This window comes from uncultured Bacteroides sp. (assembly GCF_949298305.1).
In the GTDB taxonomy this organism is placed as follows: domain Bacteria; phylum Bacteroidota; class Bacteroidia; order Bacteroidales; family Bacteroidaceae; genus Bacteroides.
The window spans coordinates 1-10,100 of the sequence record NZ_CASFWU010000122.1; the positions used below are offsets into that span (position 1 = coordinate 1).

General features: G+C 56.8%; 11 protein-coding genes, 1 tRNA gene and 2 pseudogenes. 9 read left to right on the plus strand and 5 right to left on the minus strand.

What is annotated here, in order from left to right; all coding sequences use genetic code 11:
• Nucleotides 1-262: 262 nt before the first annotated feature.
• Together Q1Y74_RS12895 and Q1Y74_RS12900 are read left to right on the plus strand one after the other, a co-directional pair.
• A complete protein-coding gene (locus tag Q1Y74_RS12895; protein ID WP_300814711.1) occupies nucleotides 263-880 on the plus strand; it encodes a hypothetical protein in 618 nt (205 codons plus the stop codon).
• A 37-nt stretch (nucleotides 881-917) separates the two neighbouring features.
• On the plus strand, nucleotides 918-1,493 hold the full coding sequence (locus tag Q1Y74_RS12900; protein WP_300814712.1) for a nucleosidase: 576 nt from the start codon (nucleotides 918-920) through the stop codon (nucleotides 1,491-1,493).
• 4 nt (nucleotides 1,494-1,497) lie between these two features.
• On the opposite strand, the gene Q1Y74_RS12905 is transcribed toward Q1Y74_RS12900, so the two are convergent.
• Nucleotides 1,498-2,388, minus strand: coding sequence for a LysR substrate-binding domain-containing protein (locus Q1Y74_RS12905; protein ID WP_300814713.1), 891 nt, complete (start codon nucleotides 2,386-2,388; stop codon nucleotides 1,498-1,500).
• Between the two features lie 109 nt (nucleotides 2,389-2,497).
• Here Q1Y74_RS12905 and Q1Y74_RS12910 point away from each other — a divergent pair, with 109 nt between their 5' ends.
• Nucleotides 2,498-3,733, plus strand: coding sequence for an MFS transporter (locus Q1Y74_RS12910; protein ID WP_300814714.1), 1,236 nt, complete (start codon nucleotides 2,498-2,500; stop codon nucleotides 3,731-3,733).
• A 16-nt stretch (nucleotides 3,734-3,749) separates the two neighbouring features.
• Nucleotides 3,750-4,619, plus strand: coding sequence for a hypothetical protein (locus Q1Y74_RS12915; RefSeq protein WP_300814715.1), 870 nt, complete (start codon nucleotides 3,750-3,752; stop codon nucleotides 4,617-4,619).
• 13 nt (nucleotides 4,620-4,632) lie between these two features.
• On the opposite strand, the gene Q1Y74_RS12920 is transcribed toward Q1Y74_RS12915, so the two are convergent.
• On the minus strand, nucleotides 4,633-4,992 hold the full coding sequence (locus Q1Y74_RS12920; protein WP_300814716.1) for a YbaN family protein: 360 nt from the start codon (nucleotides 4,990-4,992) through the stop codon (nucleotides 4,633-4,635).
• A 225-nt stretch (nucleotides 4,993-5,217) separates the two neighbouring features.
• Here Q1Y74_RS12920 and queD point away from each other — a divergent pair, with 225 nt between their 5' ends.
• The 5 genes and pseudogenes from queD to Q1Y74_RS12945 all read left to right on the plus strand — a co-directional run bounded on the left by queD (nucleotide 5,218) and on the right by Q1Y74_RS12945 (nucleotide 8,694).
• Nucleotides 5,218-5,550, plus strand: coding sequence for a 6-carboxytetrahydropterin synthase QueD (gene queD, locus Q1Y74_RS12925; RefSeq protein WP_300814717.1), 333 nt, complete (start codon nucleotides 5,218-5,220; stop codon nucleotides 5,548-5,550).
• Nucleotides 5,537-6,082: a radical SAM protein gene (locus Q1Y74_RS12930; protein WP_300814718.1), complete on the plus strand. Its 546-nt coding sequence runs from the start codon at nucleotides 5,537-5,539 to the stop codon at nucleotides 6,080-6,082. Before queD ends, Q1Y74_RS12930 begins: the two co-directional genes overlap by 14 nt.
• Nucleotides 6,083-6,115: 33 nt before the next feature.
• Complete coding sequence (locus Q1Y74_RS12935) at nucleotides 6,116-6,856, plus strand: (Fe-S)-binding protein (protein WP_300814719.1); 741 nt, start codon at nucleotides 6,116-6,118, stop codon at nucleotides 6,854-6,856.
• A 9-nt stretch (nucleotides 6,857-6,865) separates the two neighbouring features.
• Nucleotides 6,866-8,119 (plus strand): annotated as a pseudogene (locus Q1Y74_RS12940) (LUD domain-containing protein); the annotation flags it as partial.
• Nucleotides 8,116-8,694 (plus strand): LUD domain-containing protein, encoded by a 579-nt coding sequence (locus tag Q1Y74_RS12945; protein WP_300814720.1) that lies wholly within the window; start codon nucleotides 8,116-8,118, stop codon nucleotides 8,692-8,694. The pseudogene Q1Y74_RS12940 and the gene Q1Y74_RS12945, both read left to right, overlap by 4 nt.
• 109 nt (nucleotides 8,695-8,803) lie before the next feature.
• Here the strand turns inward: Q1Y74_RS12945 and Q1Y74_RS12950 are convergent.
• The 3 genes and pseudogenes from Q1Y74_RS12950 to Q1Y74_RS12960 all read right to left on the minus strand — a co-directional run.
• A tRNA-Trp gene (locus Q1Y74_RS12950) sits at nucleotides 8,804-8,876 on the minus strand.
• Nucleotides 8,877-8,920: 44 nt separating this feature from the next.
• Nucleotides 8,921-9,496 carry a uracil-DNA glycosylase family protein gene (locus tag Q1Y74_RS12955; RefSeq protein ID WP_300814721.1) on the minus strand — a complete coding sequence of 192 codons (576 nt, stop codon included), beginning with the start codon at nucleotides 9,494-9,496 and terminating at the stop codon, nucleotides 8,921-8,923.
• A gap of 30 nt (nucleotides 9,497-9,526) precedes the next feature.
• A pseudogene (locus Q1Y74_RS12960) lies at nucleotides 9,527-10,100 on the minus strand (KamA family protein); the annotation flags it as partial.

A 10,100-nucleotide genomic window follows, 5' to 3' on the forward strand; every position in this document is an offset into this window, starting at 1 on the left:
AAATCATTTTCAAATCAAAAAATCAATGAACGCTTATATTTGATTTAAAATTAATCGTTTAACTACAGTGATGTAATTTTTATCGCACCACTAATAAACTTAAAATAACTCTAAATAACTTGTGGAAGCATTGTCCATTTGGCGAAGTTCCTTTATTTTTGTACAATCGAGGATTAACAATATGAACGTTACTGAGGAGGAACGTGCATTGGATTTGTCGTCATGCCTCAATAACCTTTGAATAACTTAAGAATGACTTTTTATGGGGTTCATGAAACGAACAATTGGCATTTGCCTTGCGCTTCTTGCCTCTTGGGGGGCAAAGGCGCAATATGTTTCTGTGAGTTCAGAGACTTTGACTTCCGCTTATGCAGCGCTTGCCGGAAAGAACAGTCGTGAAAACCGGCAGGCTTTTTTTGATGCCTTTCCCAAGAACTGGATGGAATACATCACTACCTATCAATATGGTTCTGCCCTCTATGGACAGGCGGACAGGCATGTCCGGGCTTTGGGTGAGATGGCAGGGACTATAGCTGCTGATGCCTATTGCAAGCGGTTGGTGGATTTGTGTATCGGGGGAGAACTGGATGCGGATGCTCCCAATCACCTTCGGGCATTGGTGATGGATGTATTGCAGAAGAATGATGATTGCCGGAAGGGAATTTTCAGTTATCTGTCCAAACTGCGCAGAGGCCATCGTTTTCAGTTTTGGTTCTTCTGTCTGTCGAACATTGTCCGTTCATCTTCCTTAGAAGGCGAATACGCCCGACTGAACGAATATGCCAAGAATTGCTGTCCTGAAGAAGCCGAAATCATGGCCGATGCATACAAGTATGCCTATGATGGCGTCAACTTCGTTCATGACGGGTATGGTTTGTAGGAGATTCCGGCTTTAATGCTTTTTTAATGGAAACGGAATGAAAATACTGGTTACTTACGCCGTTCAAGGCGAATTTGCGGAATTGAAGTTTCCCGGCATGAGGGGAGACGACGAGGTGCAGGTGGGCTACTTGCGCACGGGCATCGGCAAGGTGAAGTCGGCCTATTACCTGACCGACGCGCTCAACCGCCTGCAGCCCGATGTAGTGATTAACGTAGGGACGGCAGGCACGGTCGGCCACCGTGTGGGCGACATCTTTGTCTGCCGCCGCTTTGTCGACCGCGACATGCTGCAGCTGAAAGGGCTGGGCGTTGACTATCGTCTCGACGTCTCCGCCTTGCTGGAGGAGAAAGGGTATTGCCGCCACTGGCAGGCCGCTGACGGGGTATGCAACACGGGCGACTCCTTCCTGACCGGGCAGGCGGATGTGGAGGGCGACGTGGTGGACATGGAGGCATACGCCCAGGCGTGGGTGTGTCGTGCCAGGGGCGTGCCTTTTGTGGCGGTGAAGTATGCGGCCTATGTCATCGGGCAGCCTGCCTCTTGTGAAGAGCCGTTTTCCGGTGCCCGCCGGACGCTGGAAGCCTTCTTTGAGCAGACGGGCGGGCTCTGAGCGGCTAACGCCTCCGTCGGGAGACGGCCTGCTGCAGGATGTCGGCAAAGGCCTGTGCCGACTTCTTGCGGTAGACGCCTTGCGGCCAGAAGAGGAAGCCTTGTGTGGTGAGCCGTTCGACGGAGAGGATGGGTATTTTCACCAGTTCGGGTTCGTTGCGCACGGCGGCCTCGGTCAGTATGGTGGCCCATCGGCCTCCGTCCAGCAGGCGGATGATGGTCTGCACGTCGTTTATCTCCATGCCTACGGTCAGCTCCAGCTCTTTCTGGCGGCAGATTTCCTCAATCTTCCGGCGGGTGGCAAAGCCCTGTGCGGGCAGGATGAGGGGCGTCTGCGATAGCCTTTTCAGCGTCATGGACGATACGCCGGCCAGGGGGTGTGAGCGGTGGACAATGAAGTAGAGGCCCGAGGAGAAGAGCGGCAGGGTCTCGAACGTGCCGCAGCAGCCTTCGGGGCGGAAGGAGAGGACGCAGTCCATCTGCCCGCCGGCCAGTGCCTCCAGCAGTTCGTGGGAGGTGGCGAAGGTGATTTCCACTTTTATCTTCGGATAGGTGCGGGTAAACTCGGCCAGGGCGTCGGTGAGCAGGCCGCTCAGGCTGTAGGTGGCGCCTATCAGCAGGGTGCCCGTCTCTATTCCTTTCAGGTCGCGTATGATTTGCCGCCCGCTCTCGGCGTCCTGGATGGCTTTGCGGGCGTAGGGCAGGAAGGCGTTGCCTGCCTCGGTGGGCACCACGCGCTTGCCGATGCGGTCGAAGAGCAGCACATCCAGCTCTTCTTCCAGCTGCTTGATTTGTTGCGAAAGCGTGCTCTGCGAGATGTACAGCAGGCGGGCCGCTTCCGAGAAGTTCTGCTGTTCGCAGGCTTTTTCAAAGTACTTCAGTTGTCGGAGTTCCATGTCATCTATCGGTTTTGCCTATGGATGTTATCGAAAAATAGCGTTTTGCAAATATAGCCTTTTCTTCCCTTCCTCCTTAATTTTGCATCGTAAAAAGAACGATGCGACAATGAAAACAACCTCTTTATTCCCTGCCGGCGCCGATGAAAGGAAGCGCTTCCGCCTCATCCGCCTGTGTATGCTCCTGTCCGGGCTTTCCGTCTTTGCCCAGCTCTATCTGTTTCAGCCTCTGCTCTCCGAGCTCTGCGGCTACTATCAGGTGTCTGCGGTGGGCGGCAGCCTGGCTGTCTCATCCTCCACGCTGGGCATGGCGGCGGGGCTGTTTGTGCTGGCCTTTCGGGCCGATGCCGTGTCGCGTGCCCGGCTGATGGGTTTCTCGCTCATTGTCTCCAGCCTGCTGACACTGCTTTCGCCGCTTGCCTTCAGCTTTCCGCTGCTTCTGCTGGTCAACTTCCTGAAGGGAGCGGTGCTGGCAGGCGTGTCGGCCGTTGCCCTGGCCTATCTCACTGAAGAGGTGGACGCACGTGTCATCGGCCTGGCTATCAGCCTCTACCTGAGCGGCAATACGCTGGGCGGCATGGCGGGGCGTGTGTCGGGCACTCTGCTGGCCGGATGGGCGGGGTGGCACACGGCTGTCCTCGTCATCGGGGCGGTCAGCCTGCTGCTGGGCATGGCGTTTGTCCGCCTGCTTCCCGCTTCGCGCCACTTCCGCCCCGCATCCGTGCCTGTCAGGGTCAAGTTGGGGCAGATGGCCGCTTTCCTCAGGGACTTCCGCTTCATGGGCGTCTATCTGGTGGCGGCGTTGGCCATGGGCGTGTTCGTGAGTGTCTACAACTATCTCTCTTTCCTGTTGGAATCGCCCGCCTTCGGGCTTCCCCACTACGTGGTGGCGGGCGTGTTCCTGATGTACACGGCGGGAGTAGCGGGTTCGGTGCTGACAGGCCGCCTGTCCGACCGCTTTCATCCGCACGCGCTGTTGCGCTACTCCCTTTTGCTGATGGCGGCGGGCCTGTTCCTGTTGCTGGTCATGCGGCTGGAGGCCATTGTCTTGGGGCTGGGCATCCTGACGTTTGCCTTCTTCAGCACGCACACGCTGGCCAGCCGCATCGTCTCCATGCAGGCGCAGGAGGCGCGCAGCAGTGCCACCAGTCTCTACTGGCTCTTCTACTATGCAGGCTCCAGCCTGCTGGGCTCGGCCACGGGCAGCCTGCTTGCCGGCTTCGGCTGGGACACCTTCGTCTTGGGACTGGTGCTTCTGTTGGGCCTGTCGTTCGTGGTGGCGTGTGTGGTGTCGCCTGTACACCGGTTTAGTCTGAAAGCAATGAAATCTATTATTCACCCTTAAAAACTTGAAATGAATTATGAAGACTTTAATCAGTATGATGTGGGTCTGCCTGCTGGCCGCAACGGTGTCTGCGCAGACTGTAGTGAACGTGATTGACAACGGCATCCGTTATTGCGAGAGCACGCTGCCTTACGACGGCGGCATCCTGATAGCCAACTTCGGCACAGAGGAACTTAATCCGCTGAACACCGAGGGGAAGGGCTATATCGTCCTCCACAAAGATGGCAAGAATGAAGTGCTGATACCTGCCGACGGCCATCTGTCGGCTCCCAAGGGGATGCTGGCGCGCGACGGCCGCCTCTACGTGTGCGACGTCAATAAAGTAATGTCCTATCATCTGGCGGACAAAGGTTCGGAGCCTCTGACCATCGCCCTGCCCGAAGGACATCTGTTTGCCAACGACCTGGTGGCCGACGGCCGTTACCTTTATATATCGGTGACGAACACGGGCACCATCTTCCGGGTGGACATCAGCAATCCCTCCCGCCCAAGCACGCCCGAAGAGTGGCTGAAGGTGGCCGGCCCCAACGGATTGTTGCTGCACGACGGCGCCCTCTATGTGGCTTCCTATCCGGCGGACGGCAACACGACCGACGCACATGTGGTCTATCGCGTGGCCAATCTGGAGAAGCCCGTGGCCGAGAAGTGGATGGACGTGCCCGGACAATATGACGGCCTGGCCCTCTCGTCGGACGGAAAGGCGCTCTATGTGACCAACTGGACACCTGCCGGCGTGAGCCGCATTGACCTCGCCACACGCGCCCTGACTCCTCTCGGCATCGACCTGCCGCAGGCACTCGTAGGGCCGGCCGACATCAGCGTGAAAGATGGTTGCATCTACATCCCCGACCTGCCCAACAGCCGCGTTGTGGTGGTGAAAGAGTAGGGGAGCGGGCGCGTCACTTCAGCGTCTTGTACGAAAGGATGTGCCACGTCACGCCCGTGGCCACCGCCAGCAGCAGCGCCTTTATCCACACCTGTGGAAACAGAAAGACGGCGCAGTAAAGGAGGGTGAGCCACGTCAGCCCGACGGAGACGATTTTGGCATGAAGCGGTATGGCTTTATGTTCGCGGAAGTTGCGGATGTAAGGACCCAGCCGCTTTTGTCGTAGCAGCCAGTCGTACAGGCGCGGAGAGCCGCGGAAGTAGAGGGCGGCCGTCAGCAGCAGGAAGGGCGTGGTGGGCAGCAACGGCAGGAAGATGCCTGCAATGCCCAGCCCCAACGACAGGCTCCCGAGGAGGATATAGAGGATTTTCATGGCGCAAATGTAGGGAAAATCATGAAGAAATCCGTATTTTTGCCCCCGCATCGAGGTGACATTAGATGCGTTTCTTTAGCTACGAGTTACAAGCTACGAGCTACAAGTAGTGTATGGAGGATGTATGTGAGAAAGGAGTTGGCTACTCGTAGCTAAAAAAACTCGTAGCTTGTAGCTTGTAGCTCGTAACTTGTAGCTAACCAACAACCAATTAACAACGTCTTTATGTACACAGTAGTCAAACGAATGGAGGTGTCGGCCGCCCACAGCCTGCGTCTCTCTTATCCCAGCAAGTGTGAGAATCTGCATGGTCACAACTGGATTATCACCGTCTGGTGCCGCTCGCACGAGCTCAATGCCGACGGCATGGTGGTCGATTTCAGTCACATCAAGCAAGTGGTGATGGGGCAGCTCGACCACAAGAATCTGAACGAAGTCATCCCCTGCAACCCCACGGCCGAGAACATAGCCCGTTGGGTGTGCGACCAGATACCCGCCTGCTTCAAGGTGGAGGTGCAGGAGTCCGAAGGTAATACGGCCATCTATGAGAAAGATTAACGAGATATTCTATAGCCTGCAAGGCGAAGGCTACCACACGGGCACGCCCGCTGTGTTCGTCCGTTTCTCGGGCTGCAACCTGAAGTGCCCCTTCTGCGACACGCAGCACGAGGACGGGGTGATGATGAGCGATGACGACATCCTGGCCGAAGTCTGCCGATACCCTTCTGCGATGGTGATACTGACGGGTGGCGAACCTTCGCTTTGGATTGACGAGGCGTTTGTCGGCCGTCTGCACGAGGCAGGGAGATACGTCTGCATCGAAACCAACGGCACCCGCCCCCTTCCTGCGAACATCGACTGGGTGACCTGCTCGCCCAAGCAAGGCGGAGCGTTGAGGCTGACGCGCATGGACGAGGTGAAGGTGGTGTACGAGGGTCAGGACCTGGCTCCCTACGAGCAGCTGCCCGCCGCCCACTTCTTCCTCCAGCCCTGTTCGTGCCTGAACACGGCCGAGACGGTGGCTTGCGTCCTGGAGCATCCGCGTTGGAGGCTCAGCCTGCAGACGCATAAGCTGATCAATATTCAATAAATGATTAACAATACATTATAATCTGATGAACCCATGAAGGTAGGTTTGTTTATTCCATGTTATATCAACGCCATCTATCCGCAAGTGGGAGTGGCGTCCTACAAACTGCTGAAAAGCCTGGGCGTGGACGTCGACTATCCGCTCGACCAGACATGTTGCGGACAGCCTATGGCCAACGCCGGTTTTGAGGGCGAGGCCGCGAAGCTGGCCCTTCGTTTTGACGACCTGTTCAAGGCCTACGATTATGTGGTAGGTCCTTCGGCCAGTTGCGTAGCCTTTGTAAAACTGAACCATCCCGGCATCCTGAAGCACGAAGGACACCAGTGCCAGAGCGCAGGGAAAATCTACGACCTGTGCGAGTTTGTACACGACGTGCTGAAGCCTTCCTCGCTGAAAGCCGGCTTCCCCCACAAAGTGAGCATCCACAACAGCTGCCACGGCGTGCGCGAGCTGAACCTCTCATCGCCCAGCGAGCGCAACATCCCCTATTACAACAAGCTCCGCGACCTGCTGTCGATGGTGCAGGGCATCGAGGTCTTCGAACCTGCCCATCCCGACGAGTGCTGCGGCTTTGGCGGTATGTTTGCCGTCGAAGAGCAGGCGGTGTCCGTCTGTATGGCTCAGGATAAAATCAGACATCACATGGAGACGGGAGCCGAATACATCACCGGCGCCGACAGCTCTTGTCTGATGCACATGCAGGGCGTCATCGACCGTGAGCACCTGCCCGTGAAAACCATTCATATTGTCGAAATATTAGCTTCACAACTATGAGTACCAAGCATTCGCGAGAAGGCCTGCCAGCTGAAACTATACTCCAACAGCCACCTGGACGAGCTGTTGGTGGAGTTTGAGAAGAATGCCACAGCCAACGGCGCCATTGTGCATTGGGCCAAGGATGCCGAAGAATACCGCCAGATTATCTACGACCTGCTCAGCAGCCACGGTGTGAAGCGCTTTGTCAAGAGCAAGTCCATGCTCTCCGAAGAGTGCGAGCTCGACCCCTTCCTGATATCGAAGGGCATCGACACGGTGGAGACCGACCTGGGCGAGCGCATCCTGCAACTGATGCACCTGCCGCCCAGCCATGTAGTGTTGCCTGCTATCCACATCAAGCGGCAGCAGGTGGGCGAGCTCTTCGAGAGGGAGATGGGCGCCGAGAAAGGCAATTACGACCCCACTTACCTGACGCACGTGGCCCGCAAGAATCTGCGCAATATCTTCCTGAATGCCGATGCTGCCATGACTGGCGCCAACTTCGCGGTAGCCTCGACGGGCGACGTGGTGGTGTGCACCAACGAGGGCAATGCCGACATGGGCATGTCCTGCCCCAAGCTGAACATATCGGCTTTCGGGCTCGAAAAGATTGTGCCCGACATGGAGGCGCTGGGCGTCTTCACCCGTTTGTTGGCACGTTCGGGCACCGGTCAGCCCAGCACTACCTATACTTCGCATTTCCGCTCGCCGCGGCAGGGTGGTGAGTATCACATCATCATCGTAGATAACGGACGTACAGAGATGTTGGCCAATGCCGACCACATCCGCCTGCTGAACTGCATCCGATGCGGAGCGTGCATGAACACCTGCCCCGTCTACCGGCGGAGTGGGGGATACTCGTACACCTACTTCATCCCCGGTCCCATCGGCATCAATCTGGGCATGGCCCACGACCCGCAGAAGTATTACGACAACCTGTCGGCCTGTTCGCTTTGCCTGTCCTGCTCCAACGTTTGCCCTGCCAAGGTCGACCTGGGCGAGCAGATATACAAATGGCGTCAGGGCTTGAAAGCCATCGGCAAGGCCAGCACCGAGAAGCAATACATGTCGGCAGGCATGAAGTTTCTGATGGAGCGTCCGCACCTGTTCAATACGGCTTTGTGGGCAGCCCCGATGGTGAATGCCCTGCCACGGTTTATGAAGTACAACGGGCTGAACGACTGGGGGAAAGGGCGCGAGTTGCCCAAGTTTGCTTCCGAGTCGTTCAACGAAATGTGGAAGAAGAATCAAGTTCAAGGAAAGGAGGAGAAACAACCATGAGCAGCCGTGATGAAATTTTGGAAAAGATACGCCGCAACACCCGCCAGCGTTTCGACTATCCCCAGTGGGCGGTGCAGGCAACGACCTATGCGGACAAGATCAGTCAGTTTTGCGATGTCAGCCGTCAGGTGGGCGGCAATGCCGTCGTGTGGCAGGAGGGCGATACCCTCGACTCGCTGATCCGCACCCACTTCCCCGAGGCGCGGAGCATTGCTTCGAACCTGCCCGAGGTGGAATGTGCTACGCTCAATCCAGATGACGTGGAGCGTGCGCAGGAGCTGAACGGCATCGACCTGGCCGTCGTCCCAGGTGAGATAGGAGTGGCCGAGAACGGTGCTGTGTGGATACCTCAGGCCGTGAAGCATAAGCTGCTTTACTTCATAGCCGAGGCCTTGCTCATCGTTGTCGACCGCAACCGCCTTGTCAACAACATGCACGAAGCCTATGCAGCCCTGAAGTCGGAGGCCTATCCTTATGGGGTCTTCATCTCGGGTCCTTCGAAGACGGCGGACATCGAGCAGGCGTTGGTGATGGGTGCCCACGGAGCCCGCAAGGTGCTGGTGGTGCTGAAGTAAGCGAAACATAAAGAACAGCCGTATGCCGAATGATATGAACGGTGGTGGTATGAGAGGGCGGAAAACGAAAGTAGGAAGAAAACTGCTTCGTTTTCCTCCTACTCAATTGCACGGGAAGAGAGACTCGAACTCCCGACACTCGGTTTTGGAGACCGATGCTCTACCAACTGAGCTATTCCCGTGTTTGCGGCTGCAAAGGTAATGGAAAGTTTTGAATATGCATTGCTCAAAGCATCTGCAGCTCCTGATACATGAGGCGGTAGACGGCTGCCTTTTTCTCCAGTGCCAGCGGATAGGCCCGCGAGGAGGAAGGCATGCGATAGAGGCGCATGGGGCGGCCGTCGGCCACGAACCCGGTGAAGTCGCCCACCTTGGGCGGGACAAGACTGAATTGGGCGCAGAGGGTTTCGGTGGCTTTCTCGCCTGTGGTGACGATGGCACGGCATTGGGGCAGCTTGTCGAGCATCGTGCGGATGTCGGTGGGCTGCACCACTTCGAGAAACTTGTCCGACGCATTGTCCTGCAGGCGGCGGACGGCGGTGGCAGTGTCGAACAGGGCAATGCCCTTCTCCTGAAGAAATGCAATGAGCCTCTCCTTGCAGAAGGCTTTTTCTCCCCTGACCACAAAGTGCTCCCTGTCGCCGAAGAAGATGAGGCCCACGATGCGCCACATGTCGTTATTCCAATTGGGGTAATAAAACTCCATGCTCCAGCGCTTGCGTTGCGGCGGAAAGCTGCCCAGCATCAGCAGGCGTGCATTTTCGGGCAGGAAAGGTTCAAGAGGATGTTGTTCGGTTTCCATGTGACTGTGCTTTTTAGGGTAATGTTTCGTTTATCCGGTTATTTCCAGATTGCTGATTTCCTCTGTGATGCGGAAGGGAAAATCGGGGTATTCATAGAGGCTGAAGCGGGATTCAGTCTCGCCCTGCGTATATCCCCAGATGGTGGCATATTCTTCCACGTCCTCGCCCATGGCCTGCAACTGTCGCAGGTAGGCCGCCACTGACTTGTTTTCTACAATGTAGATTTGCCCCATGCGGTCGATGATGGGGCTGTGGCGGCGTGTGCCGTCGTGGTCGAAGCGGAGGATGCGCTTCCCCTCCGCCGTGATGCCCACCATGCTGAAGGTCATGCTCTTGCCGATGGCAGGCAGGTTCAGCACATTGCGGTCGGTGGCAAGGAAGGGAAGGTGGTGCGTCTTGAGGAAGCGGCGGATGCACCCGGCAGGGTCTTGTGCGGCTTGCAGAGAAGCAGACAGACTACGGGCTTCGTCGGGAGGAAGAAGGCCGAAGCGTTTCTCCTCGCATTGCTCTTGCAGGGAGCGGCAGTTGGGAGCGAATACGGCGTAGTTTTCCTCAAACCCCTTGACGGAGAAGGTGTAGTAAGGTATTACACCCTGTTGGTTG

Coding starts and splice junctions, on each gene's coding strand:
- Q1Y74_RS12920 (WP_300814716.1), bottom strand. CDS start 4,992: ATGAAAATCCTCTATATCCTCCTCGGGAGCCTGTCGTTGGGGCTGGGC.
- Q1Y74_RS12905 (WP_300814713.1), bottom strand. CDS start 2,388: ATGGAACTCCGACAACTGAAGTACTTTGAAAAAGCCTGCGAACAGCAG.
- Q1Y74_RS12935 (WP_300814719.1), top strand. CDS start 6,116: ATGAAGGTAGGTTTGTTTATTCCATGTTATATCAACGCCATCTATCCG.
- Q1Y74_RS12910 (WP_300814714.1), top strand. CDS start 2,498: ATGAAAACAACCTCTTTATTCCCTGCCGGCGCCGATGAAAGGAAGCGC.
- Q1Y74_RS12915 (WP_300814715.1), top strand. CDS start 3,750: ATGAAGACTTTAATCAGTATGATGTGGGTCTGCCTGCTGGCCGCAACG.
- Q1Y74_RS12900 (WP_300814712.1), top strand. CDS start 918: ATGAAAATACTGGTTACTTACGCCGTTCAAGGCGAATTTGCGGAATTG.
- Q1Y74_RS12895 (WP_300814711.1), top strand. CDS start 263: ATGGGGTTCATGAAACGAACAATTGGCATTTGCCTTGCGCTTCTTGCC.
- queD (WP_300814717.1), top strand. CDS start 5,218: ATGTACACAGTAGTCAAACGAATGGAGGTGTCGGCCGCCCACAGCCTG.
- Q1Y74_RS12955 (WP_300814721.1), bottom strand. CDS start 9,496: ATGGAAACCGAACAACATCCTCTTGAACCTTTCCTGCCCGAAAATGCA.
- Q1Y74_RS12930 (WP_300814718.1), top strand. CDS start 5,537: ATGAGAAAGATTAACGAGATATTCTATAGCCTGCAAGGCGAAGGCTAC.
- Q1Y74_RS12945 (WP_300814720.1), top strand. CDS start 8,116: ATGAGCAGCCGTGATGAAATTTTGGAAAAGATACGCCGCAACACCCGC.